The 26,871-nt window shown below is 38.5% G+C and carries 20 protein-coding genes; 11 read left to right on the plus strand and 9 right to left on the minus strand.

The annotated features are described in order from the left end of the window. Positions 1-28: 28 nt before the first annotated feature. Positions 29-805: an amidohydrolase gene (locus Q360_RS0109060; RefSeq protein ID WP_027076806.1), complete on the plus strand. Its 777-nt coding sequence runs from the start codon at positions 29-31 to the stop codon at positions 803-805. On the opposite strand, the gene Q360_RS0109065 is transcribed toward Q360_RS0109060, so the two are convergent. Together Q360_RS0109065 and Q360_RS0109070 are read right to left on the minus strand one after the other, a co-directional pair. Further along, positions 789-2,405, minus strand: a complete 1,617-nt coding sequence (locus tag Q360_RS0109065) for an Ig-like domain-containing protein (RefSeq protein WP_027076807.1) — start codon at positions 2,403-2,405, stop codon at positions 789-791. The genes Q360_RS0109060 and Q360_RS0109065 overlap by 17 nt on opposite strands. Positions 2,406-2,627: 222 nt before the next feature. Continuing rightward, positions 2,628-3,332 carry a ComF family protein gene (locus Q360_RS0109070; protein ID WP_027076808.1) on the minus strand — a complete coding sequence of 235 codons (705 nt, stop codon included), beginning with the start codon at positions 3,330-3,332 and terminating at the stop codon, positions 2,628-2,630. A gap of 42 nt (positions 3,333-3,374) precedes the next feature. Between Q360_RS0109070 and Q360_RS0109075 the strand changes: the two genes are divergently transcribed. Together Q360_RS0109075 and Q360_RS0109080 are read left to right on the plus strand one after the other, a co-directional pair. Next, complete coding sequence (locus Q360_RS0109075; protein ID WP_027076809.1) at positions 3,375-4,271, plus strand: hypothetical protein; 897 nt, start codon at positions 3,375-3,377, stop codon at positions 4,269-4,271. Between the two features lie 38 nt (positions 4,272-4,309). Next, the gene (locus Q360_RS0109080) at positions 4,310-5,854 is read left to right on the plus strand and encodes a glycine--tRNA ligase (protein WP_027076810.1); all 1,545 of its coding nucleotides are present in this window, start codon (positions 4,310-4,312) and stop codon (positions 5,852-5,854) included. Here Q360_RS0109080 and Q360_RS0109085 read toward each other — a convergent pair. Then, the gene (locus Q360_RS0109085) at positions 5,851-7,932 is read right to left on the minus strand and encodes a TonB-dependent receptor family protein (protein ID WP_027076811.1); all 2,082 of its coding nucleotides are present in this window, start codon (positions 7,930-7,932) and stop codon (positions 5,851-5,853) included. The two genes, Q360_RS0109080 and Q360_RS0109085, sit on opposite strands and share 4 nt — an antisense overlap. 30 nt (positions 7,933-7,962) lie before the next feature. Beyond that, on the minus strand, positions 7,963-8,517 hold the full coding sequence (locus tag Q360_RS0109090; protein WP_027076812.1) for a hypothetical protein: 555 nt from the start codon (positions 8,515-8,517) through the stop codon (positions 7,963-7,965). A gap of 201 nt (positions 8,518-8,718) precedes the next feature. On the opposite strand from Q360_RS0109090, the gene Q360_RS0109095 reads away from it, so the two are divergent. From Q360_RS0109095 to Q360_RS0109105, 3 genes are all read left to right on the plus strand, one after another. Further along, a complete protein-coding gene (locus Q360_RS0109095) occupies positions 8,719-9,480 on the plus strand; it encodes an exodeoxyribonuclease III (protein ID WP_027076813.1) in 762 nt (253 codons plus the stop codon). 141 nt (positions 9,481-9,621) lie between these two features. Further along, positions 9,622-11,052 (plus strand): FG-GAP repeat domain-containing protein, encoded by a 1,431-nt coding sequence (locus Q360_RS0109100; RefSeq protein WP_169734641.1) that lies wholly within the window; start codon positions 9,622-9,624, stop codon positions 11,050-11,052. 93 nt (positions 11,053-11,145) lie between these two features. Beyond that, a complete protein-coding gene (locus tag Q360_RS0109105) occupies positions 11,146-12,186 on the plus strand; it encodes an aldo/keto reductase (RefSeq protein WP_027076815.1) in 1,041 nt (346 codons plus the stop codon). A 105-nt stretch (positions 12,187-12,291) separates the two neighbouring features. On the opposite strand, the gene radA is transcribed toward Q360_RS0109105, so the two are convergent. The 5 genes from radA to panC form a co-directional block, all read right to left on the minus strand. Next, on the minus strand, positions 12,292-13,653 hold the full coding sequence (gene radA, locus Q360_RS0109115) for a DNA repair protein RadA (RefSeq protein ID WP_027076816.1): 1,362 nt from the start codon (positions 13,651-13,653) through the stop codon (positions 12,292-12,294). 286 nt (positions 13,654-13,939) lie between these two features. Further along, a complete protein-coding gene (locus Q360_RS0109120) occupies positions 13,940-15,082 on the minus strand; it encodes an alpha/beta hydrolase (RefSeq protein ID WP_027076817.1) in 1,143 nt (380 codons plus the stop codon). Positions 15,083-15,104: 22 nt separating this feature from the next. Then, entirely contained in the window at positions 15,105-16,073 is a 969-nt protein-coding gene (locus Q360_RS0109125; protein ID WP_027076818.1) for a lysylphosphatidylglycerol synthase transmembrane domain-containing protein, read from the minus strand. A 2-nt stretch (positions 16,074-16,075) separates the two neighbouring features. Next, positions 16,076-16,426, minus strand: coding sequence for an aspartate 1-decarboxylase (gene panD, locus Q360_RS0109130; protein ID WP_027076819.1), 351 nt, complete (start codon positions 16,424-16,426; stop codon positions 16,076-16,078). A 13-nt stretch (positions 16,427-16,439) separates the two neighbouring features. Beyond that, complete coding sequence (gene panC, locus Q360_RS0109135) at positions 16,440-17,285, minus strand: pantoate--beta-alanine ligase (protein ID WP_027076820.1); 846 nt, start codon at positions 17,283-17,285, stop codon at positions 16,440-16,442. 103 nt (positions 17,286-17,388) lie between these two features. On the opposite strand from panC, the gene Q360_RS0109140 reads away from it, so the two are divergent. The 5 genes from Q360_RS0109140 (at position 17,389) to Q360_RS0109160 (ending at position 26,739) form a co-directional block, all read left to right on the plus strand. After that, entirely contained in the window at positions 17,389-18,198 is an 810-nt protein-coding gene (locus Q360_RS0109140; protein WP_027076821.1) for a glycogen/starch synthase, read from the plus strand. A 5-nt stretch (positions 18,199-18,203) separates the two neighbouring features. Next, positions 18,204-20,090, plus strand: a complete 1,887-nt coding sequence (locus tag Q360_RS0109145; protein ID WP_027076822.1) for a DUF4270 domain-containing protein — start codon at positions 18,204-18,206, stop codon at positions 20,088-20,090. A 148-nt stretch (positions 20,091-20,238) separates the two neighbouring features. Continuing rightward, positions 20,239-22,083 carry a glutamine--fructose-6-phosphate transaminase (isomerizing) gene (gene glmS / locus Q360_RS0109150; protein WP_027076823.1) on the plus strand — a complete coding sequence of 615 codons (1,845 nt, stop codon included), beginning with the start codon at positions 20,239-20,241 and terminating at the stop codon, positions 22,081-22,083. Positions 22,084-22,278: 195 nt separating this feature from the next. Then, positions 22,279-25,080, plus strand: a complete 2,802-nt coding sequence (locus Q360_RS0109155) for a TonB-dependent receptor (RefSeq protein ID WP_027076824.1) — start codon at positions 22,279-22,281, stop codon at positions 25,078-25,080. A gap of 24 nt (positions 25,081-25,104) precedes the next feature. Next, entirely contained in the window at positions 25,105-26,739 is a 1,635-nt protein-coding gene (locus Q360_RS0109160; RefSeq protein WP_027076825.1) for a hypothetical protein, read from the plus strand. The last annotated feature ends 132 nt before the right edge of the window (positions 26,740-26,871 follow it).

Raw genomic sequence — 26,871 nt, forward strand, 5'->3', positions numbered from 1 at the left:
GAAAATCACTGTTTACTAAATGAAGGAAATGGAAGAAAATCTTAAAATAGCATTGATACAAGCACCCCTACTTTGGGAAAGCCCTGAGGCCAATAGGGAAGTATTCTCAAAAAAAATAGAGTCGCTCTCCAAGGATGTTGACGTTATTATCCTTCCAGAGATGTTTACCACTGGTTTTACTATGTGTCCCGATAATATCTCTCCTTTCGAAGATGAGGCTACCCTAGTTTGGATGCAGGGTATATCCCAGAGTTCAAATGCCGCTATTGTAGGAAGTATTGTTTATAGAGAGGGAACAAAGAATTTCAATAGGTTATTGTTCGTTAAACCGGACGGTAGTATTTCAGCTTATGATAAAAGGCATACGTTTACGCTGGCCGGTGAGAACGAGAAATATACAGCAGGAACCAAGCAGCTGTTGGTAAATTATAAAGGATTTGTATTTTGTCCCTTGATTTGTTATGATCTTCGTTTTCCAGTTTGGAGCAGAAACACGATGAAGTATGACGTGTTGCTTTATGTGGCCAATTGGCCAAAGACAAGAGTAGAAGCTTGGGATACTTTGTTAAGGGCTAGGGCCATTGAAAATATGGCGTATTGTGTGGGTGTAAATAGGGTAGGTACAGATTTTATCGGTCACAGCTATTCGGGACATTCTGGGGTCTATGATACTTTAGGAAAGCAACTATTATTTTCTGAGGATGAGGCGGTTTTAGAGGTAGCGCTGTCCAAAAAGCACATAACGGAAACACGGAAAAAGCTTGGGTTCCTTAATGATAAGGATGTTTTTAGTCTTTTAGGGTAAAGGTTTCAATTTTTTCCCAGTTCGCACGTATCTCTATAACCCCAGGATAATAACTCACTTTTTCTGGTTGCATTTTTTTAAGATAACTTCCTGTGTCCCATTTTTTGTTTCGGTTCTCATCAAAAATGATACGCACCAAATAATTAGTGGGGTCAATATTGTTAAATTCAAAAACCTTCGGCCCCTCAGCATATATTTCGCGTTGTACCTCTTCTTTTTCATTAAGGAGCTGCACAATAATAGGATAAGAAATATTATCTCCGTTCACGTTCATTTGTAAATTACCGTAATCCGAAAGGATTTTGGTTCCGAATGCGTATGCGAGGGTGTCGTTCGTGCTATCGAAAAAATCTAAGACCGTACCGGGTAATAACTGCATTTTGTAGCTTTCGTTTGCTTGCAGTTCAAACAAGACATTTAATTTATTTTCTAAGCTATCTAAAACAAGTGTGTAAGGGACGTTTAAGGAATCTTTGTTTATTAAAGTGATTTTAGAACTATCTGCTTTTACTAAAGGCGTATTCGATAGGATGCTTAACTGTTTATCAAATTGTAAAGTTCCTCTTTGGTTCAGGTTCAATAACAGGGTGTCCAATTCAACTTTTCTGTTTTTGACACTAAACGTATCCTGTACTTTTAGTTTCTCGTTGGTTACGGTAAAAATGATGGAATCCATTTCAAATGGGGTAAACCAATAATCCAAGGTGTCTTTGTTTCGTTCTTTTAGAATAGTAGCTGAAACGGTATCTGGTAATTGGGTCAAGGTATTTATTTCAATATCGTTTCCATTACCATAATAACCAAAACTAATTCTATTTTTTGCGACCATTGAAGGTACTATTATACTATAATCAGGCTCTTCTTTGAACAGGCTGAGTAGATAGATGGAGTCTGTAGGTAGGGTTATTGTATCCCTTACAAATCCAATTTTATCTGCTTTTTGGTCAAAGATATTATCTTTTGCGGCGTCCTTGAGCCCAATAAGGGCATAGGTTCCTTCCTTAAGGTTTCTCAATTTAAAAACCACGGTACTGTCTAAGGTGTTTGTGATATAATTAGGAGGCTTTTGATATACAGTAGAATCGGTGTAGGCAGAATCTATTTGGTAAAGCATTACGCTAACAAAATCATCTGCAGCTTTGTTGAAGGCATCTTTTACGGCACCTGAAAGTTCTAAGGAATCAATATACGTACCCGTAGAAAATACATAGGTTAAAAAAGGATTTGGATTCTCCTCGTTGTTGTCTACGATACTTTGCCCAAAATTCAGAGTGTAGGTCGTATTTTCTAGTAGCGTATCCTTGATTGTGACCTCTATGAATTTACTTGCTCCGCCTTGCGGCTTCAACAAAGGCTGATATTTAAGGGGGGGAGAAACGATGAGCTGTTCTTGGACATCTTTTAATTTCACAAGCTCATCAAAATAAAGCCTAATTTTTTGGGTCTTAAAATTGATAGACATATTTTCTGGCTCTGCTTTTAGTAACACCGGAGGTGTTACATCCCTAGGGCCTCCTGTGGGCGTTCCTTTTCGAGCACATTGATAAAAGGCCAAGGCTATAAAAAAAACAAAAAAAACGGCTAATACTCTTCGTAACATCTATATAGTTCTCGCACAAAGAAACAACATATTTAATAGAAACTAAATCAAGCCGAATTGAAAATTCGAAGCTCTTCTGCTACATAAAATTAGGGGTAGTTTATAGGCGTAAAGCTAAAGTAAAAATATAGCCACCACCTCTTTTTATTAAAAGTATGGTGAAAATCCAACTAAAATTAATCAAAACTTCATGAAATAGGCTTTTAAGCCTCATGTGTAAACTCAAACAACAACTGCCATACTTGCAATGAATACCGTAGTTCCAGGGACTTTTTTTATCTCTGTTGCGCAAAGTTCCATTGTGGCACCTGTGGTAATTACGTCATCTACCAATAGGATAGTTTTGTTTTTAAGGAGGTCTTGGTTGGTAATCTCGTAGAGCGATCTATTGTCATACCAACGGCTCAATCGTGTTTTCTTTGTTTGTGTTTTTGTATTGGCTGTCTTGATAAGAAGTTGGTTGTTACACCTGCTGTTAAGGTGAAACGCTAGTTGTTGGGCGAATAGCGAAGTTTGATTATAGCCTCTTTTTCGTAGTTTTTTTCTATGCAATGGAACAGGGATTACATAATGTATAGCAGGTAGGTTGCTATTTTCTTTCAGGATAAGGCCAAACCAATCTCCTAAAAATTCACCAATTTGCTCTTGTCCTTTATATTTTAAGTGATGTATTAAATTTTTTACAATACCATGATTTGTAAAGAATAGAAAGGAATTTGCCTTTTTTATGTTAATTCGACCGTAAAAAATACGGTCTATTGGGTTTTCAACGTTAAAGGTATACTCGGTGAGTGGCAGCTGATGTCGACAAACGGTACACATATGTTTCTCTCCTCTGTATAATTGCTCATTACATCCAAAACATACCACGGGCAATAGGAGGGTGTTTATATCGTTTATTATCTTTGAAAGCTTGCTACGGGTCAAATCCTGTAATTTTTTGTTAACCTACTTAACGGCCAATTTTTAATGGATAGTCAAGATAACAAATTCAATTATAACATAATCCTTGCTGCACTTGTTGCCGTTGTGATAGGTATTCTTATTGCTTTTTACTTTAGTCACGCGCAGTCTGCCTCGCAAATCAACTTTTTAGAAAAAGAAAAGAATATTTTGATAAGCGATCTTACGCTCATGAAAGCTGATGTAGACCTTATGTCTACATTGAACGAGGTAAGCGATATCGAGCTTCAAGATTCTAAATATAGGGTGCAACAGTTATTAGATTCCGTTGGAAGGTTAACTTTCACTATAGGTAAGTTACGGGAATTTAAGACAGAATTACGAAGGCTAGAAGCGAAGAATGATAGTCTTAAATTGAAAAATAATTTTCTTAGGTACAACAATATATTACTGACCGAAAAATATGAGGAAACCAGAAACGAAGTAGAAATTTTACGTTCAAATAGTAGCTCTCTTGCAGAAGCGGAGGCGCTACAACGCAGAAAAATATTGGAACTGAACCAAAAACTGAAGACCAAAAGTTACTTAAAGATGGATTTTTCCGAAGGTCGTGGCTTTAGGATGCGGAGTTCTAGACCGGTGGGTACTAATAAAGCTTCTACGATAGAGAAGCTAAGAGGATGTGTTACTATTCTTACAGATGCTAGCGAAGTCGAATCAGAAAAAGTTATTTATTTACAATTCTTAAATCCAAACAAACAGATAGTAGAAGACAATGCCAATACGATTACGGTGAATGGGAACGTCTACAGTAAGCGTGTAGAATTTATATTTTTGGGCAGCGAATTCCAAGTTTGCGAGGTAGTAACAGTTCCTGAAGGTTCTCTAAAAGAAGGCATCTATACCCTCAATGTATTTGAGGATGAACGTTTGATCACCTCTTCGGAATTTGAATTGAAATAATTATACTCGTTTATAGCTAAAAATTCTATTTTTGCCACATGGCAAATCAAGAAGATAAGTTTAAGAAAGTTATATCCCATGCAAAGGAATACGGTTACGTATTCCAATCCAGTGAAATTTACGACGGGCTAAGTGCTGTTTATGACTATGGTCAGAACGGGGCGGAGCTTAAGAAGAATATACGAGAGTATTGGTGGAAGGCCATGGTACAACTCAATGATAATATTGTTGGTTTGGATTCGGCTATTTTCATGCACCCGACCATTTGGAAAGCTTCTGGCCATGTAGATGCCTTCAATGACCCATTAATAGACAATAAGGATTCCAATAAAAGATATCGTGCCGATGTTCTAATCGAGGATTATGTAGGTAAACTAGATTCCAAGATAGAAAAGGAAGTAAAAAAAGCAGCCAAACGTTTTGGAGATAAATTTGATAAGGAGCAGTTTTTGGCTACTAACCAACGTGTTGTTGATTATAAAGAACAAGGTGACTCCATTTTAAAACGAATGGGTCAATCCCTAGAGAAAGAGGATTTAGCTGATGTAAAAGCCTTGATAGAAGAATTGGATATTGCTTGCCCTATGTCCGGATCTAAAAATTGGACAGATGTAAAACAGTTTAACCTTATGTTCGGTACTAAGTTAGGTGCTAGTGCGGAAAGTGCTATGGATTTATATCTAAGACCGGAAACGGCACAGGGTATTTTTGTAAACTTTTTGAACGTACAGAAAAGTGGCCGGATGAAAATTCCGTTTGGAATTGCCCAGACTGGAAAAGCATTTAGAAACGAAATTGTGGCGCGCCAGTTTATCTTTAGAATGCGGGAGTTTGAACAGATGGAAATGCAGTTTTTTATCCAACCCGGCACGCAAAAAGAATGGTACGATACCTGGAAGGAAAAACGAATGAAATGGCATCTTTCCCTAGGTTTGGGTCAGGATAATTATCGTTTCCATGACCATGATAAATTGGCGCATTATGCCGATGCAGCAGCTGATATAGAATTCCGTTTCCCGTTTGGGTTCAAGGAATTGGAAGGAATACATTCAAGAACAGATTTTGATTTGGGAAGCCATGAAAAATTTTCTGGTAAAAAGTTGCAGTATTTTGACCACGAGACCAATAAGAACTATGTGCCTTATGTTTTGGAAACATCTATTGGCCTAGATCGTATGTTCTTGGCTGTCTTCGCAACTTCGCTACAAGAAGAAGAATTGGAGAACGGAAGCACCAGAACTGTTTTAAAGCTCCCTGCTGTCTTAGCTCCTACGAAAGCTGCTATCTTACCCTTGATAAAGAAAGACGGACTTCCGGATGTTGCCCGCGCGATAGTAAAAGACCTAAAATGGGATTTCAACGTTACCTATGATGAAAAAGATGCCGTAGGTCGCAGGTATAGAAGACAAGACGCTAATGGTACACCTTTCTGCATCACGGTAGACCATCAAACCTTAGAAGACCAAACGGTAACTATTCGACATCGCGATTCTATGGAACAGGAGCGTGTTGCGATTTCCGATTTGAAAAGGATTATTCACGAAGCTGTTGATATGAAGACTTGGCTTAAAAAGATGGATTAAAGTTTGTATCCCAACCGAATACTACCATAATAATTTCGGGCATCGCCTGGATAAAAGTAACGCGGTTCCCGACCTCCGAATCCTTGGGTGTTAATCAGTACGGATTGCGTGTAAACACTATCAAATAGATTATTTATGCCAAAATCGACACCAACAGTAAAATTAGTGCCAAGCTTTTTGAGATAGCCCATACGAGTGGTGAAAATAGAAAATGAATCGCTATCCAAATCACCGGTGTCGGTTAATGGGATGGTACTTACGTATTGGTGAGTCGTATTCCAATAAAAATGCTGAAATAAGCGTAACTGGAGTCCGGTTGTTCCTGTTACCTTAGGAACTCCCGTAAGGGCGTTCCCAGAATAATCAACACCTTCATCGTTAAATTCTAAAAAGCTGTGGTCGTTAAATGTATAGTTGACAAAGGGCGCTATTTGTAGGTTTTTTGAAACGTCCCAAGTATAATTCAATCCCAGTTCTAGGCCATTATGACGTGTTTTTCCAGCATTTCTTCCTACAAATCTATCTTCGTCTATGCGTTCGCCTACCAAGAGATTATTGATTCTCATTTGGTATAAAGAAATGTCTATTTTCAACCTTTTTTCATCAAAAAAAAGTAGGGTTCCTAGCTCATAGTTCATTCCGGTTTCTTGGGCAATATCTGGATTAATAACCCCATCCGGAGTTAAGGTTTCTTCCACGCTTGGGTTAGAAAATCCGCGGCTGATATTAGTATAAATTTTATGGTTGTTTGTAAGCGCATAGTCTAGCATCAGGTTTGGCAATACTATAGCTTTAAAATTTCTGTCCGCGCTTTTGTTATCGCTGCGAGCGTTGAACAAGTCTCGGTAATCGTATTGTGTTTTGTTGATGTTTAGCCCTAGTTGTGTTGAAAATTTTTCGGAGAACGGTATTAAAAGTGTTCCAAAAGCGTTCCATTGATTTCTAAATTCTTTATTTCGGGCAAATTGATTTCCTTTTAAACTTCCGTTGCCATCGTTCTCTTCGTATCGGTTTTCAAATTCGTCCCAGTCGTATTCGTCTTTAAAGAGTTCTCCTCCAAAGGTGTATTGGGCACCCCGATTATTAAAGTTGAAGTTTCCTGAAAATAGTGTTCTTAGTCCGTAACCTTTGGTTATTTCCTCCAAAATACCAAAAGGTCTAGCTTCCTCTTTGTCTAAGTAATTATAGAAAATACTGGTAGAATTTTGAAAAGTATTACTAAATTGATGTACAAGATTAAGTCCCACCAAGGTATAGTTGTTGTCCTCAAAACCTTGAGCGGCGCGCCAAGTAAACGTTGCTTGTTGCGGATTTTCTGCAAAGGCGGTTGCACCGAGGGAACTAGGTATTTGCGCCGTAAAATCTATATGGTTTACGAGCAGGGAGATATTGTTCTTAGTATTGATTTGATACGAAGTATTTAGTAGTAGCCCATCCCGTTCAAACTTACTGTTCTCGCGGTAGCCATTTGTTTTCATCCGACTGTATTGTAGCCCAACACGTAGTTTTCCGTTATAATGGTTAAAGGAGAGGTTGTTTTTAAAGAGTCCAAACGATCCAACGGTGAGGTTATTGGAAAAATTTGTAGAAACACCCAAAGCCTCCTTTGGGCCTAAAATTATCGCTCCGCCCAGATTGGCGCCATGCGTAGTGCTCTTTGGTCCTTTAACCACTTCTATTTGGCTTAGGTTTTCTAGGTCAAAAGCTTCGATAGAAGAAAATCCAGACCCGTCTGTTATGGGGATATCGCTGTAGTACATACGGAGCTTGTTCGTCCCAAAAAGTGTTCTCGAACCAATACCACGTATAGTAATGCGATTGGTGTTCAATGCACCGGAAAAAACATAAACACCAGGTATTTGATTCATAGCGGGTACTATGGAAACAGGACTGTAGTTTTGAAAAGCACGTGCAGATATGATTTCGGAAGGGGTAAGCCCTATTGTATTCTTGGTGCGAAGTGCATCCAGTAATATAACTTCGTCCAGTTGAGTTACACTATCTTTGTTTACAGGGTTTTGTGACCAACAATAGCTGGTTAAAAATAAAGAAATTAGAAAAAAGAAATACCGTTTCATGCCTTAAAAGTAAGGTGGTAAAAATAAGGATTAAAAGCGAAAGCCTAGCGAAATACCACCACGGCCAACAACTTCTACTGGATTAGCGGAATTTAAAAGATTACGGCCAATACCACCATATACTTCGGCTACAAAACCTCTCTTGGAAATGAATTTTCCACCCAGGGAAACCCCAATGGCTAAGTCGTTGAATTTTTCGATTGCAAAGCCATTAGGTTGGCCAAATTCATCAAAGCTAGAGGAAAACTCATCAGAAGATTGGTTCAGCATACCAAAACCTTCTACAAAAAAGCCTTTCGCATAGCCTTTGGAGAAATACCTGCGGTAATAAGGCGTAATGGAAAATTCCCTTAGATAATCAAAGATGTCAAAATCGTCCCCTAGATTAATAAGTCCGGCTATACCAAAAGAGGATTCCTCATCTATAAGTCGTTCATAAGACGCATCTAAATATTTAAAAGCTACGAGATTAAACAAACCCAATTTTACTTCGTCCCTGCCATCTGTTGGGTCGGTAGAATCCTGTGCGTTAAGATAACTGGAAGAAAGGCATAAGAAAACTAATAGTGCATATAATTTTTTCATAGCAAAGTGTATTTTAGTCTTAAGGCAAGATAATTTCAATTAGTAAGCCAATTTATAGCTTTTATCGATTTGTCACATAAAAATCAACAAAAAAAAATCTACTAAGATCTGCTGTTAAATAGATGAGTTGCGGGGATAAAATTAAGTTCATTCATCGTTTAAAAAGGGAACATTGTGTATTTTCGAATAAAAAAGATTCACGTGAAAATAGTATCATATAACGTAAACGGCATAAGAGCGGCGTTAAAGAAAGGATTTTTAGATTGGTTACAGGCAGTAGACCCAGATGTGGTCTGCTTACAAGAGATAAAAGCGCAAGAAGAGCAGTTAGATCTTTCTGTTTTTGAAGCCGCAGGCTATGCGAACAACTACTGGTATAGCGCTCAAAAGAAAGGGTATAGTGGCGTAGCTATCTTATCAAAAACTAAACCCGACCATATAGAGTTCGGCACCGGTATAGATACCATGGATTTTGAAGGGCGGAATATCCGTGCAGATTTCGGGAATTTATCGGTAATGAGTATGTACCTTCCTTCAGGATCTAATATGGATAGGCTAGAGTTTAAGTTGAATTACATGGATGAAATACGGGACTATTTAGATGCCTTGAAAAAGGTTAGGCCAAACCTGATCGTTTTAGGGGATTATAATATTTGTCATGAAGCCATAGATATACATAATCCACTGGGCCTTAAAAATGTTTCCGGTTTTCTACCTGTAGAGCGGGAGTGGATCAGCAACTTGATGGAAAGTGGATTTATAGATAGTTTTAGGTACTTTAATAAAGAATCCGAGAATTATACGTGGTGGAGTTATAGAGCAAATGCTAGGAATAATAATAAAGGTTGGCGCCTAGACTATGCCATGGTCGCTGAGCCTTTAAGGGAACGGTTAAAACGCTCGATTATCTTATCAGAAGCCAAACACAGTGATCATTGCCCTATTTTAGTTGAGTTAGATTAAATGCCAGTTATGTCTCGGAAATACCTTCTTATTTTTTGCTTTCCCTTTTTTATAGCTTTATATTTTCTAGCAGAAAATAAAGGGCGAACTGAGTACACCGTCGTTAGCCCGCAATTGAAAACAGAAGATTCGGGAAAAAAATTGGCAGCAATCTATTGTGCCACCTGCCATAAATTGCCTAGCCCCAAATCTTTAGACTATACTACTTGGAAAAATAGCGTACTGCCTAATATGGGACTTAGGCTAGGACTCAAAATCGATGGTAAAGGATGGGATGCTGATATGAAACCCCAAGAAGCGAGTTTGGTAGAGGAATTAAACGTGTACCCAGAGTACCCCTTGATTTCTGAAGAAGATTGGAGCCTGGTAAAAAAATACTATTTGGAAAATGCCCCTAAAAGTTTACCGGCTTTGGTAAGAAAAGCGGAATCTTCTGAGGCGATATTTCCCTTTACCGCCCAAACCATTAGTATTGGAGATTCCAAACTGCCCCAGGTAAGTCTTTTACGTTATGATTCTGTTACTTCTAATTTATATATTGGAGATTTCAAAAGTCTTTTTGTTTTAGATAATACAGGAGGTATCGTTAATACGTATACCTTGGATAGTCCCGCTTCCCATTTAGATTTTGATACCAATGGAAATCCATTACTGCTCACTTTAGGAAAACTTTCGCCATCAGATCAATCTTTGGGAAATTTATACCGCATGGGTGCAACATCCGGAGTAGATACAGAGACGCTGTTCTCTAATTTAAAACGCCCTGTAAATTTTATTGCAGAAGACCTTAATGCCGATGGAAAAACGGACTTGGTACTCTGTAGTTTTGGGCATTATGGTGGTTCTCTTTCGTGGTTCGATAATTTTGACAGTTCAAAAGAACAGGTGCTGAACACCTTACCAGGCACAAGAAAAGTTGAAATATCTGACTTTAACAAAGACGGTAAACCGGACATTATGGCCCTTATGACGCAAGCAAGGGAACAAATAATTATTTACTACAATACGGGGAATAATAATTTTGAGGAAAGAACAGTATTGAGTTTTGACGCTGTAAACGGAACAAGTTATTTTGAATTGGCAGATTTTAATGCTGATGGATATCAAGATATTATGGTAACCAATGGCGATAATAGGGACTATTCTGCGATTGACAAGCCATATCATGGGATTCGAATTTTTCTTAATGACGGGAATGATGTGTTTGAAGAATCGTTTTTTTATCCTATGTATGATTGTGGCAAAGCCATGGTGCGGGATTTTGATATGGACGGAGATTTGGATATTATTGGGGCCTCACTTTATTCGGAATATACCGATAACCGCACGGCAAAGGAGAGTATTGTTTATTTGGAAAACAATGGAAATTTAGATTTTACTCCATCGTATATGGAAGTTCCTATCCATGGAAATTGGCTTACCATGGAAGTAGGAGATTTTAATAACGACAATCGGTTGGATGTAATGCTGGGGACGTTTATCTACAATATTCAGGAGATGATGTCTATTTCTATGAGTACTGGGGTTACTGCCTTTCCTCAGGTTTTGTTGTTAACGAATACAGCACCTTAGACCTCAGTTAAACTCCAAAAATTGATTCCTGTCGGCTATGGATATTTTATTTAGTAATTTTACCGCTTTTCAAATTTACATTTTTCAAAAACGATGAAGTACACGCGCCTTCCCCATACAAATATTGAAGTAAGTAAAATTTGCCTAGGCACGATGACTTGGGGCAAGCAGAATACGGTGGAGGAAGGACATGCACAAATGAATTATGCGTTGGAACAAGGGGTTAATTTTTTTGATACGGCAGAGCTATATCCCGTTCCTGCCCATGCCGATCGTTACGGTCACACAGAAAAAATCATAGGGAGTTGGTTTAAAAAGACAGGAAACCGTGATAAGGTTGTTTTGGCATCAAAAATTGCAGGGAATGGTGATTATACCAAATTTATACGCACCACTGGTTTTTCTCGAGATTCTATCATAGATGCCGTAGAAGGTAGTTTGGAGCGTCTACAAACCGATTATATTGACCTATATCAATTGCATTGGCCAGAAAGGAATACGAATTATTTTGGTAAACGTGGTTATGAGCATGATATTACTGATTATTGGGAGGATAATTTTCATCAAGTTTTGGAGACTTTGCGCGATTTAATTCGTGATGGTAAGATACGGCAAGTTGGTATTTCCAATGAAACACCTTGGGGTACTATGCGTTATTTAGAGGAGAGTAAAGTACATGCGACCTTACCCAGAACCATAACCATCCAAAATCCTTATAGTCTTCTGAACCGTCTTTTTGAAGTGGGTCTTTCTGAGATTGCAATACGTGAAAAAATAGGATTATTAGCTTACTCTCCTTTAGGTTTTGGAGTTTTGAGCGGTAAATATTTGGGAGGAAGATTGCCAGAAGGATCACGGATTTCCTTATTCCCTAACTTTAGCAGATATGTTGGTGAAGCAGCTACTCATGCTACTCAAAAATACTACGAGTTGGCCCAAGCAAATAATTTGTCATTGGCTCAAATGTCACTTGCTTTTGTAAATACAAGACCCTTTGTAACCAGCAATATCATTGGGGCTACTTCCATACAGCAGCTGAAGGAAAATATTTCTAGTATAGAAGTAGAACTTTCGGACGAAGTTTTAAAAGCTATTGAAGCCATTCACAATCAAATACCTAATCCTGCACCTTAAAATGATGTATAAAGGGTTTCTGCAAATGGGGTTTGGTCAAATAGTTTTGATTATTGCTGTTGTCATTATTATTTTGGTCATGGCCAGAATTATGAGAGACAAACGTTAACCGAATAAATTTTTGACGATATCTTCTATTTTTGAAGCAAGAAGGACTTTTATTTTTGTTTTTTTAAGCCCTATTTTATTACTTTTAGATACAATAATGGTGTGATACCCTAATTTTTCAGCTTCTAAGATGCGTTGGTCTACCCGTTGTACAGGTCTCACCTCGCCGGCAAGGCCAACTTCTGCAGCAAAGCAGACACCTTTTTCTATAGGAATATCCTCATTACTAGATAAAATTGCTGCAATTACGGCTAAATCAATAGCAGGGTCATCTACAGAAATACCACCTGTAATATTCAGGAATACATCTTTTGCACCCAATTTAAAACCAGCCCTTTTTTCCAGTACGGCTAAAAGCATATTCAGACGTTTGGCATTATAGCCCGTAGTAGAGCGCTGAGGAGTTCCGTAAACTGCCGTACTTACCAATGCCTGTATTTCTATTAGTAAAGGGCGCATACCTTCAACAGTAGAAGCAATAGCAGTACCACTTAGAGCTTCATCGTTTTTAGAAATAAGCACTTCGGACGGGTTGTTAACTTCACGTAGTCCGCTTCCTTGCATTTCGTAGATACCCAATTCTGCGGTAGAACCAAAGCGATTCTTCAAAGACCTAAGAATACGGTACACGTAATTCCTATCCCCTTCAAATTGTAAAACGGTATCTACCATATGTTCCAAAATCTTCGGGCCGGCGATTGATCCATCTTTTGTAATGTGGCCGATTAAAATTACAGGGGTGTTAGTTTCCTTAGCAAACTTGATGAGTTCCGCAGTACATTCTCGTATTTGAGAGATACTGCCTGCGGCCGACTCAATGTAATCGGAGTGTAACGTCTGTATAGAATCGATGACTACGATATCTGGTTCAGTCGCTTCTATTTGTTTGAAAATATTTTGGGTTTTAGTTTCGGTAAGGATAAAACAGGTTTGGCTATTGGGGTGAATGCGATCGGCGCGCATTTTAATTTGCTTTTGGCTTTCTTCCCCAGATACATAAAGTGTGCTGTAAGGTAATTTGAGGGCAATCTGTAAAAGCAAGGTGCTTTTACCAACGCCAGGTTCACCTCCGATTAGCACAAGCGAACCTGGAACCAGTCCACCGCCAAGAACGCGGTTAAATTCTAGGTTATACGTATCTAAGCGTAGTTCTTTTTCTGTGCTTATTTCATTTACCAGTAGTGGTGTAGAAACCCTTTTTGCAGTATTTGTGGGTGTTTTCCAACTGACTTTTTCTTCTTTTTGGACAACTTCTTCTACCACCGTGTTCCATGCTTTACACGCTGCGCACTGCCCTACCCATTTGGCGTATTGGGTACCGCAATTTTGGCAAAAAAATGCCGTTTTTGTCTTGGCCATCTTAAGTATCTCCCGTTTGGGATAAAGGTAGCAAGAAGTTTGAATATGGCTAGTATAGGTTACTTATAAAGGTGTCCTATTTTTTGCTGCTGCTATTGTTCAATTCACTGAAGGCTATAAAAAATGAGGCCCATGCCATCAGAAGGGATAACCCGTTATAGACCAGGACAAATTCTCCTCTGAGTCCAAAATAAGTAAATAGGATTCCCGAGACGATGAAGTACTTGGAGTCAATTTTTATCATAAGCGGTAGGTATTAAGATTTGGGATGTACTCCTAAGTAGGTTTAGAAACCGAAATCGGCTTTAAGTGCGTCCATTTTTTCAAGGGCCAATTCTTTGGTTAGGAAATCTATTTCGTCCATCAAAAAGGCTTTTTCGAAAGTTTTAAGGGCTTTTTTGGGCTCGCCTATCTGTTCGTAATATTCCCCTTCAAAATAGAAACCAAGCATAGTGTCTGGATATTGTTTTTTGCATAGGTCCGAGAGCGGTTTTAGAGAGTCAAAATCCTCTTTTTTTCTACTAGCGACATAAATGGCCATAATATCGTTAAGTGCCACTGGTTTGCTAAAGCCAAATAGGTCTTCTATACGCTTATATTTAGCTTCTAAGTAATTAAATACAGGTTCATCTGAAGTAAGTATTTGTGTTCTATATTCGGTGGTGCTAATAGGTTTGAACATGCTAAATATGTTGTCAAATGCTTTTCCAATACCGTAGGTAGCCACTGAGATATGATCAGCATCTTCATAGGTATCGAAGAAATAGTGTAAGCTCTCTTTCTTAATCGCCTTTATACCTTTGTCCATGGCAAGTATAGCCTCCGTACTCTTGGTTTTTTCTCCTTCTAAGATAAGTTGATAAAAGATTTGCTTGTCAAAACTACCCAGACGGCTTGGTACACGGGTTTCCATTTCTGGTGCTAAGGTAGGCGAGATGCTAACGTATGCGTTAAAAAGTGAGTTATCCTTAAACAGCCAGTAGTTTTGAAAATTTGCACTGATATCGTAACCTACCACAATCTTAAACGGAGCTGTACTGTAGTTGAGATCTAGGTATGGAATGATTTCCATTCCTAAAAATTCAAAGAATTTTTTTGATTTTTCTTGGGGGAGTCCTGTTTCTCGGTCAAAGGCGCAGTCCTCAAATCGAATGTCATTTTTGCTTTGATTTATTCCTACTACGATACTTTCTGGAGCACCATGAAAACGGCTATAAAATTTTGATGTGGCTACTACTTGCTCAAAAAGGTATTCCGCATCTAGTACTAGAATTAGCGGATATTTTTTGTTATCGTCAAGTTTTTCTGGAAAATAATAGTGAACATCTCGTCGCTCCTGAAGTTTAAAGGATTCAAATATTTCTTGAGTTGTTTGGGCGCTGGAAACAAGGCCTAAAAAAAAGATGGTGAGGAATAAAATGTGGCGCATTTTGTGTTTTTCAACAGTATAACTACTGTTTGTTTCTGTTCAATAACGGTAATAGCAGAAAAGATATTGCACCAAAAACAACGATCATTAAGGTTTGTGAAATCCATATGATCCATCCAAAGGCATCTCCGGCTACGGAGCTAATGCCAAAAATAGTTAAAGCGTTACTTACCGCTATAGGGTATAGACCTATGCCTCCATTGGTGGTAGCCATCGCAAAAGCACCTGCAACAAAGGCTACCAATAGCTGACTAAACGTTAGTTCTACCGTTTCCGGAACTGTGAATTTTATGACCCAGAGCATGCCAATGTAGCATCCCCAGATGAATAGGGTATGAAGCACAAAGGACCATTTTCGCTTCATCTTAAAAATGCTAAAAACACCATCTAATAAGCCTTTTAAAAAAGATTTTATTTTTATTGCGATACCGTTTGATGATTTTTTTATAAAAAGGGCAAAAACAGTACCAGCAACTAAAACAGCTCCTAAAAGCGATACTATACCCTTTATGTCCAACCCTTTTTTCTCTAGAACATCCATAATAACATCGGTCTGTAAAACCAATGCCAAAAGCACGATAAATAGTAACATAATTACATCGATTACCCTTTCAGTTACGATGGTTCCAAAGCCTTTTTCAAAAGGTACGTCTTCGTAGGTAGTCAGGGCTGTTGCCCGCAGCACCTCTCCTGTTCTTGGGATTCCAAGATTAGCAAAGTAGGACATTAAGATGATTAGTAAATTATTTTTTAGTTTGGGCTGGTATCCCAGTGGTTCTAATAAATAATTCCAACGAATGGCGCGTGAGACGTGGCCTAAGACACCTAGTAGCACAGATAGGGACACCCAGAGCGCATCGGCCTCCTTAATATAAAAAAAGATTTGCTTACGGTCTTCCGGACTTGTAGCATTATAGGAGTACCAAACTAAAAAAACTCCCAGAGCAATCGGGAGTATTATTTTTAGATTTTTTTTTAAAGTGTTTGTCAAAATTAGTTTAACAAGTTATTTTCCTCGTTAGGGAATACAAGTGAAGGGTTAAATTTCTTTGCCTGTTCAATATCCATTCTACCGTAGCATATTAATATTAAAACATCACCAACGGCAACTTTTCTTGAGGCAGCACCATTTAAGGTAATTTCTCCACTGCCACGAGGGCCAGGTATAGCGTAGGTTTCTAGTCGTTCGCCATTATTATTATTGACTATTTGCACCTTTTCTCCTCTAATAATATTGGCAGCGTCCATCAAATCTTCATCAATAGTAATGCTTCCTATGTAATTTAAATCTGCCCCTGTGACTTTTACTCGGTGTATTTTAGATTTTACTACTTCTATTTGCATGGTTCAAAAGTAATTAATTGAGCGCTATATTGTCTATAAGTCTAAGGTCATCTGCAAAAACGGCAATGAAGGCTCTATATTTTGTGTTCTTTATTTTTTGTTGAATGGGGGTTAAAGTAGCGACATCCGTTATTTCAAAATATTCCAGTTTAAAGTCGGTATGCTTTCTAAATATATATTCTACCCACCCCTTTATTTTATGCGCATTTTCCGTGCCAAATTTTTGTTTGGCAGCTTGTAGTGTCTCGTATATAAAACTAGCTTTTTGCCTTAGCAGGGTATTCAACCTTTCATTTCTAGAACTCATGGCTAAACCATTGGGTTCACGAACTATTGGGCAGCCTATAATGTCAACACGTATTTTCTGTAATTCAGTCAGTTTTTGTATAATACATAATTGTTGGAAATCTTTTTCGCCAAAGTAAGCTCTTGTGGGCTTAATTAGGTCGAACAAAGCTTCTACTATGGTTGCCACACCGTTAAAATGTCCTGATCTAAAGGCTCCTTCCATAACTTTTTCTAAACCATTGAAGGCATAAGATTTTGAGACGGTTGCATTATCGTATATTTCGGTTATTTTTGGCGTAAAAACTATAATTTCAGAGGATATTGCTTTTATAAGTGCCATATCCTCATCGAGTGTTTTAGGGTATTTTATGAGGTCCTCTTGGTTATTAAATTGTGTAGGATTTACAAAAATGCTTACCACAACCTTGTCATTCTCAGAAAGGGCTCTTTTTATAAGAGAGGCATGGCCCAAGTGTAATGCGCCCATAGTAGGAACAAGACCTATAGTATGATTTTCAAGTAGGCTGTTAAGCTTTTTGAGAAGTTCTTTTTTCGTGTTGATGGGTAGCATGTAAAAGTGTCATTGGCGAGCAAACTTACTATAAATACTGGTAATCTCTATATTTTTTGTAATTTTGCATTCGCCTTCGAGCAAAAAATTAAAAATAACTTATATGAATGGTAAAAAGATATTGTTTGTATCTTCTGAATTAGTGCCTTATCTACCAGAAAACGAAGTTTCATTAATGTCTTACGAAACTCCAAAAATGGTCAACAGCAATGGGGGTCAGATTAGGATTTTTATGCCAAAATATGGGAATATCAACGAAAGGCGGCATCAATTACATGAAGTTATTCGTTTGTCAGGGATGAATTTGGTAATCAATGATATGGATATGCCTTTGATTATTAAGGTGGCTTCTATACCAAAGGAACGTATTCAAGTATATTTTATAGATAATGACGAGTACTTTAAGAGAAAAGCAACGTTTACCGACAAGGATGGGAACTTATTTCCAGATAACGATCAACGGGCTATCTTTTTTGCAAAAGGGGTTATGGAGACCGTCAAAAAACTCAACTGGTCGCCAGATATTATTCATGTACATGGATGGATGGCAAGCTTATTGCCGTTATATCTCAAAAAATACTATACGGATGAACCACTTTTTGCAGATAGCAAGATAGTGTTATCCGTTTATGGAAAAACCTTTGAAGGAGAACTTGATAAGGATATGGTTAAAAAAATAACGTTTGATGGTATTCCCGAAGAAGAAATCACCTCCTTAGGGTCCCCTACCTATAATAATTTGTTAAAAGTAGCTGTGGATTTTTCAGATGCAGTTATTTTAGCCTCAGAAAATATTCCAGAGGAGTTAAATGCTCACATTGCCAACCTTCAAAAACCAGTGCTGCCGTATGTTCCCGTTCAAGAGTTCGAGGAAGCTTACGCCAATTTTTATAACACAGAAGTTTTAAAATAATCGGAATGAATTTTTTTAAGAAATGCACGTTTCCCATAGTTTTGGGTCTTGCGCTAACTGTGGGGTTTTTTAGCTCCTGTGAAGAAGATTTAACAACTATTGGTTCAGGTGTGGTAGGTGCTGAAGCGTTTACCTCAGGAACAGTGGTTTATGATGTTTTTACCTATAATAAAAATGTAGCGGCGGTTAGAACAAATAGGCTTCCTATATATCAGTTAGGGATGTTCTCACACGGTGTTTTTGGCAACACTGAAGGAAGTATTACTACCCAACTTCAACTTTCTAATCCCAATCCTCTTTTTGGTTCCTTAAGGCAAAGTACTGAAGACACCTCAGATTCAGATGATGCTATTACTACCATTGAAGAGAATGAGACGGTTAAGGAGGTGTTCCTATACATTCCATATTTAACAGTTGGCGCAACGGATAGAGACCTTGATGGTGTTGTGGATGCTTTAGATGTTGAGCCAGAAAATCCCGATAACGATAGTGATGGCGATGGCGTATCCAATAGCTTGGAGCGCGCCACAAACACGGATCCATGGGATACCGAGAGTTTAGATGCAAACGCAGACGGTATAAATGATACGGACGGCCAACCGATTGTAGCAAATAATTTTGCGCAACGTAGGGTATTGGATAGTATTTACGGTGCAATCGATGCTTCGTTTAGGTTAAAAGTGGAGCACAGCACCTACTTTTTACGAGATTTAGACCCAAACAGCAATTTTCAAGAATCACAGGCTTATTTTTCTACGCAAGAGTTCTCTCCAAATTTTGTATCTGATGTATTATATGATTCGGCAGAGTCAGGGGAATTATTTATTGATGATAAAGAAATATTATTATCCCAAGAGGATAATGAAACTACAGATGAGGTAGATGAGTCCTTAACATTTGAAAAACTTAACCCAGGCATTCGGGTACCTCTTGATAATGATTTCTTTCAGGATTACATTCTAAGTAAAGAAGGGAGTTCGGAACTCTTTAGTCAATCTAATTTCAGTACATACTTAAGAGGGATACATTTATCTTTAGAGAGTGATGCTCCAGAAGGCCTAATGTTATTGTTAGATTTAAGATTTGCTAATATTCAGATAACTTACACCCATGATTCTTATAACGCTAATAGCACAAATGAAAATTCTATTGAGGTATTGGAAAAGAACTACCAGATTAATCTTATTACCCCAAACACTCAAACAGGTTCGGTTAATGGAAATGCTGTTAACACATTGATAAACGATAATTATCCAACTGCCATTGCACAGACCTTGGATACTGGAGAAACTACGTCTAGGATATATGTAAAAGGTGGTGCTGGGATATTTTCAGAAATCGATTTATTTGAAACAGCAAATGGTAGAGAGGCAATTAGCCAAATAAAGTCTGAAAATTGGATTATTAATGAAGCGAATTTAGTTTTTTATATAGATAGGGATGAATTGGACATGGTTGGGGGGATTATAGAGCCACCTAGATTATATCTATATAATACGCAATCAAACGTTCCTTTGTATAATCCTTTTACAGACCCCGGACCTATACAGGGAGATCCTTTTCCATTATTGAATAGTTATCCTAACTATGATGGGGTAATAGAAAAATCTGGAGAGGATGGTATAAAATATTCGGTTAAAATCACCGATCACATCAATAATTTGGTGTTGCGGGACTCTACTAACGTAACTCTTGGTCTAACCTTGACTACGAATATTTTGTCGATTGGCTCAGCCAATGCTATGCTTGCAGATAATGTGGAAAGGTTTATTCCGGTAACCTCTACTTTAACCCCATTAGGAACAGTCCTGTTTGGAAGTAATATCCCTGTTACAGATCCAGATTTTGATAAACGATTAAGGTTAGAAATTTCCTACACTAAGGTAGATTAGTCTTTTATTTTTATACTTTTTAGCTTTTGTTTATATCGCTTTACAGAGTAAATGCATTCTATATCCCGAATAACAATTTGATTCTTAGGCGTTCACTTACATTTGCGTAAGAATTTATAACACAACAACTATCAAATAGTATTAAATTATGTGCGGAATTGTAGGATATATCGGTTATAGGGATGCTTTTCCTATTATTATTAAAGGATTGCAACGCCTAGAGTATCGGGGTTATGATAGTGCAGGTATCGCGTTGTTTGATGGCAAAGACATCAATCTTGCCAAAACAAAAGGAAAAGTAGAAGACTTAAAAAATAAGGCAAGTGAAATTTCTCAAAAGGGAAGTTTAGGGGTTGGTCATACGCGCTGGGCTACTCACGGTGTTCCAAACGATGTGAATTCCCATCCACATTATTCTAATTCTGGTGACTTGGTCATTATACACAATGGAATTATTGAGAATTATGAATCTATAAAAAAAGAGCTTTCAAAAAGGGGTTATATCTTTTCTTCCGATACGGATACTGAGGTTCTGGTCAACCTTATAGAAGAAGTTAAGAAAACAGAAGACGTGATGTTGGGTAAAGCGGTTCAACTTGCGCTTAACCAAGTCGTTGGGGCCTACGCTATTGCAGTCTTCGACAAGAGAAAGCCAGATGAAATTGTTGTTGCTAAACTGGGAAGCCCATTGGCTATAGGTATTGGTGAAGATGAATTTTTCATTGCATCCGATGCTTCTCCTTTTATTGAGTTTACGAACAATGCCGTGTATTTAGAAGATGAGGAAATGGCTATTATTCGTCTTGGCAAAGAAATTAAACTAAGAAAGATAAAGGATGATTCCGTAGCCTACCCAAGGATTCTAGAATTACAGATGAACTTAGAGGAGATTGAAAAGGGTGGTTATGAGCATTTCATGCTAAAGGAAATCTATGAGCAGCCAAGAGCAATAAAAGATACGTACAGAGGAAGGCTACACGCAGACCAAGGCCTTATTAGAATGGCAGGAATTGACCAGAATCTGGAAAAATTCACCAATGCCAATAGAATTATTATAGTTGCCTGTGGGACATCTTGGCACGCAGGTTTGGTAGCGGAGTACATTTTTGAAGACCTTGCCAGAATTTCAGTAGAGGTAGAATATGCATCAGAGTTTAGGTACAGAAATCCGGTAATTACAGATAAGGATGTGTTAATTGCCATATCACAATCTGGCGAAACAGCAGATACGTTAGCTGCTATTAAACTAGCAAAGGAGAAAGGAGCATTCGTTTTTGGGGTTTGTAATGTAGTCGGTTCTACTATTGCTAGGGAGACCGATGCAGGAGCCTATACGCATGCAGGTCCAGAAATTGGTGTTGCCTCAACAAAGGCCTTTACCACACAGATTACGGTGTTGACCTTGATTGCCCTAAAACTAGCGAAAGCCAAAGGTGTTTTTTCTGAAACCAAATATCATGAGTATTTAACCGAATTGGAGACGATTCCGGCTAAGGTTGAAAGGGCTTTGGAATCTAATCCTTTAATTGAAATTATTGCTAATGTGTATAAGGATTCCACAAATTGTCTTTATTTAGGTAGAGGTTATAATTTCCCAGTAGCACTGGAAGGGGCTTTAAAGTTGAAGGAAATTAGTTATATACATGCAGAAGGCTATCCGGCAGCGGAAATGAAACACGGTCCTATTGCTTTGATTGACGAGCATATGCCCGTTTTTGTAATTGCTACCAAAAAGGGACATTATGAGAAAGTGGTGAGTAATATTCAGGAAATAAAATCTAGAAAAGGTAAAATCATTGCAATTGTTACCGAGGGTGATGAGCAAGTAAGGGATTTAGCGGATCATGTGATTGAGGTGCCGGAAACTTTGGAAAGTCTGACCCCTTTATTAACTACTATTCCATTACAACTTCTATCTTACCATATTGCGGTAATGCGCGATTGTAATGTCGATCAGCCAAGGAATTTGGCAAAATCTGTGACGGTAGAATAAAAAATATCAAAATAAGTATTTCTTAAAAGAGGCTCTTGAATTTTAAGGGTCTCTTTTTTACTTTATCAAATTCACAATATTAATATGGTTATTTTATCATAGTAATACTATGCATGCATAATTTATTTGAATTTCCTATATTGCGTTTAAAATTATCTGTACCTTGGGCTTAACTAATTTTAACTCAAGAAAATAATGAGAAAGATACTGTTTTTAGTATTGATGTTTTTTGTAGCATTTGGTTTCTCCCAAACAACCATTAGTGGAACCGTTGTAGACGAAAACAACCAACCTATTCCGGCAGCTAATATTATTATTGTTGGAACAAGAATAGGTACGATCGCTGATTTTGACGGTAATTTTGTTTTAGAAACTTCAGAAGTCCCCCCTTTTCAACTAGTTATTTCAAGTTTAGGGTATTCAGAAGTTCGTGAAAACATAAGCACGGCAAAACAAACAATAAATGTGGTGCTACAAGAGGCACAGACTTTTTTAGATGAAGTGGTGCTGTCCGCATCCAGAACTCCGGAACGTATTTTTGAATCTCCTGTTACGGTAGAGCGTATAGGCCAACAGGCTATAAAAAATACTGCTTCTGCTGATTTTTATGGGAGTTTGGAGAATTTAAAAGGGGTAGATGTAAACACCAACAGTTTAACCTTTAAATCGGTAAACGCTAGAGGTTTTGCCACCTTTGCAAATACGCGTTTTATGCAGTTGGTAGATGGGATGGACAATTCTACGCCTGCTTTGAACTTTCCTATTGGAAATTTGTCAGGTTTAGTAGAGGTAGATGTACTTAGCGTAGAATTACTTCCAGGAGCTGCTTCCGCATTGTATGGTGCAAACGCATTTAATGGAATTCTTTTCATGCGAAGTAAGAGTCCTTTTGATTACCAAGGGATAAGTGCTTCTATAAAGCAAGGAGTTACTTCTCAAGAAGCTGCAGGAACCAATTCTTATACAGATGTTGGTATACGGGCTGCTCACAAGTTCAGTGATAAATTTGCTGTAAAATGGAACTTTGGCTATTTGGACGGTACTGATTGGGCCGCAACTAGTGAAGTTGGCAAAAATGTTCAAAATACCGCTTCGCCTGGTAGTACGAGAGCTAATGATTTAAATTACAACGGTATAAATGTCTACGGGGACGAAGTGTCCGCTGATATTAAGGATGTAGCACTTACTTTAGAAGGCTTAGGCAGATTGCCAGCTGGAGCTAATGCCTTAGTGCCATCACAAGCAGTGAGTAGAACGGGGTATAATGAAAGGTATTTGACCGATTATACCGCGCGAAGTATCAAATCTGATTGGGGACTTTTCTATCGCCCTATTGAAGGGAATAGTTTGGAGCTGTCCTACGTAGGTAAAGTGGGAACCGGAAATACCATATATCAAGGCACCAACCGCTATAACATTCGAAATTTCTTTCAACAGCAACATAAATTTGAGATCAAGAACGATAACTTCTTTGTAAGGGGGTATATGGTAGGGGACAAGGCAGGTGATTCTTATGACATGGTATTTACTGGAATTAACATTAACCGAGCATGGAAACCGGACAACCAATGGTTTGGAGAATATACAGGGGCATTTGTGCAAGCAACTTTAGGAGGTGCCACAGAGCAACAAGCACATGCGTTGGGTAGGGCTCAAGCAGAATCTGGACGGTTTTTACCGGGAACACCTGAATTTCAGTCGGCGTTTGACCGTGTAATCCAAAATCCGGATCTTTCGCAAGGTTCCCAATTTAGGGATGCCTCCAAATACTATCATTCCGATGCCAATTACAACTTAGGACATGTGATAGATTGGGCAGAAATTCAAGTGGGTGGTTCTTTTCGTCAGTTTCAATTGAATTCTTTTGGCACCATCTATACAGATAGTGATGGCCCCATTATATATAATGAGTTTGGATTATATACGCAAGTTCAAAAGAAAATTGAACTAGCAGGAGAGCAAAGCTTAAAGCTCACCGGTTCGGTACGTTATGATAAAAATGAGTTTTTCGATGGTTTCTTTTCACCTAGGATTTCAGCTGGGTATACGGTTAATAGAAACCATAACGTTAGGGCATCGATACAAACAGGTTTCAGAAACCCTTCCACACAGGATTTGTTTATTGGGCTTGATGCCGGTAGAGCTGTTTTAATTGGTGCGGCTCCGGATAACTTAGATCGCTATTCCAGGAATCTTTCCGTTAGTGGCGGTGGACAGCTGTTGGGCCAACCAGCCACCATTACCCAAACAGGTAGGGCAGCTTATGAAAATTCTTTTTCAGCGGCATCTTTACAGCGCTTTGCAGCCAGTGGCAATGTTGCCGATATCGAAATTGGAAATCCCAATGCAGTGCAACCGGAACAGGTCACCTCTTATGAAATAGGATACCGTGGTAAATTGGATAAGTTGGTTATCGATTTTAGCACTTATTTTAACCAATACCAAGATTTTATTTCACCAGAAAACGTGATTGCACCTTATTATGGTACCGTTGGGGATAATTCACTTTCCTTGGCGGCAATAGCCAATGGAGATTTTGCCACGTATCAAGCCTACACTAACTCAGATGTAGATATCGCTTCTTATGGTGCTTCTTTAGGATTGAGTGCCAAAGTGTTTGGCAACTATGACCTAAGCGGTAGTTATACCTTCACGCGATTGGATTTTGATAGAGAAGCGAATCCTGATTTTCAGGTACAGTTTAATACGCCAGAGCATCAGTTTAAGGCGTCTTTTGGAAATGACGAGCTGTTTAATAACTTTGGTTTTAATGTAAACTATAGGTTTAGCGATGATTACTACTGGGAGGCTACGTTCGGTAACGGGATAATTCCTGAATTCCATGTGGTAGATGCGCAGGTCAATTATTCTGTGCCTAGTATCAAATCTACCTTTAAGGTAGGGGCCAATAATCTTTTGGGCGAGGAATACTTTACGGCATTTGGAACCGGGTTTATAGGTTCTATTTACTATGTATCTTGGGTTATCAATAACTAAACGAAAATCAAATCAACATTTGACATGAAAAATTTTAAATATATATTTTTTGCTTCTTCACTGCTGTTCTTTACGAATTGTAACGACCCCGAAGATGTAGATTTAAATCCTATTATAGAGGCAGTAGTGCCTGAATTAACAGCGGGTTCTGCCGATTTTTCTAACTATGTTTCTTTAGGGAATTCCTTATCTGCAGGTGTTACGGATGGCTCCTTGTTTAGAGCGAGTCAGGAAAATTCCCTACCTAATATTCTATCTCAAAAATTTAGACTGGTAGGTGGTGGAGATTTTACACAACCTTTAGTAAACGATAATTTTGGGGGTCTTGCTGCCGGCGGTAATCGAATAGTTGGTCCAAGACTTGTATTTGGCGGTACCGGGCCAGTACCTTTGGAATCTTTGATTGGTCCAGTTACTGTTACTACCGATATAGTTCTGAATAATCCAACAGGACCATTTAATAATATGAGTGTACCGGCAGCTAAAAGTTTTCACCTATTGGCTCCTGGGTATGGAAATATTGCAGGAGTATCTTCAGATCCTCCGACGGCCAATCCATATTTTGTAAGGATGGCATCTAGCGACGGTGCTTCTATGTTGGGTGATGCTATGGTACAATCGCCAACATTTTTTTCTTTATGGATTGGGGCTAACGATGTGTTAGGATATGCCACAACTGGTGGCGACGGTTCTAACCCTATTACCCCTGTAAACGGGATGCCTGGCGTTGGTTTTGATGGCACTTATGGTGCTTTAATAGCAACGCTTACTGCAGGTGATGCACAGGGTGTGGTCGCTAACATACCTGATGTGACCAGTATCCCGCATTTTACGACTGTTCCGCACAATCCACTAGACCCAACCAATGAATCCTTTGGGCCTCAGATACCTACATTAAACGGTATTTTTGGACAAATAAATCAAGTGTATGCCTTTCTGGGTGTTCCAGAACGTTCCATTGAGTTTTCTGCCGCGGCTGCTAGTGAAGTAGTGATTAGTGATGAAACCTTGCCAGATTTATCGGCTCAGATTGCAGGAGTTCTCGGGGCAAGCCCCACATTTCCAGCATTTGTAGCCTCTTTTGGTTTGCCTGCGGAAGCAGCACCATTGGTAGCTGGTTTGCTTGGAGCTACCTACGGTCAAACACGTGAGGCCACTGCGGCAGATTTACTTGTTCTTCCTTCTTCTGCTGTAATTGGAACGGTGAACACTACGGTAGTTGGTGCCTTAATGGCACAAGGTTTACCGCAAGCGTTGGCTGGTCAATTTGCCGTGGAAGGGGTTACACTGCCTCTAGAAGACAAGTGGGTATTGTTACCCAGCGAGCAGCAAGAAATCGCGATAGCAACTGCTGCTTTTAATTCAATAATTTCAGCTGCTGCGAGTGCAGCAGGATTAGCGTTTGTAGATGCGAATGCACTTCTTAATCAGATGGCAAATGGAGGTGTAATAACTGGGCAGTATACACTGGCGTCAAATTTGGTAACGGGTAGTGCTTTTTCTTTGGACGGTGTTCATCCTACAGCAAGAGGATATGCCTTTATAGCTAATGAATTCATGAGGGCTATAGACGTTACCTACGGAAGTAATTTTGAAGCTTCAGGAAATTTTGTAAACGTCGGAAATTACCCAACAAATTATTCTCCTTTGTTACAATAATAGGAACGAGTTATAATTGATTTTGAAGGCGCTCTTAGAGCGCCTTTTTTGTTTTTTAAAAAAGCTAAAAAACAGTTTTCGTTTAAAATGTAAAAACATATCTTTGCAGCCTTAAAATACACGTATTTTTTA

It is taken from the genome of Maribacter antarcticus DSM 21422 (assembly GCF_000621125.1).
Taxonomy (GTDB): Bacteria; Bacteroidota; Bacteroidia; order Flavobacteriales; family Flavobacteriaceae; genus Maribacter; species Maribacter antarcticus.